The organism is Streptococcus sp. CCH5-D3, assembly GCF_001556435.1.
In the GTDB taxonomy this organism is placed as follows: Bacteria; Bacillota; Bacilli; order Lactobacillales; family Streptococcaceae; genus Streptococcus.
Map to the genome: position 1 here is coordinate 1 of NZ_LSIW01000085.1, position 270 is coordinate 270.

A 270-nucleotide genomic window follows, 5' to 3' on the forward strand; every position below is an offset into this window, starting at 1 on the left:
TAACAGGTGATGATGTTACAGCTAAATTCGATATCACTGTTAACAACGGTGTGATCACTGCAACACTTAAAGATGGCTTCACTAAGTCACTTGGCGATGCAGAAAACACTCAAGTTATTGACACAACTAAATTCGCCTTCGGACGTTACTACAAGTTCGACATTCCAACAACAGTGAAAGCTGATGTTAAAGGCGGAGTAGATATCGAAAACACTGCGGCTCAAGTAGTTAACTACTACAACCCAACAACTAAGAAAGTTGAAAAACCAA

The 270-nt window shown here is 39.6% G+C and carries 1 protein-coding gene; it reads left to right on the plus strand.

The window, feature by feature from the left end; genetic code table 11:
- A partial coding sequence (locus AX662_RS10745; protein WP_197414665.1) for a hypothetical protein occupies window positions 1-270 on the plus strand: 270 nt, incomplete at both ends.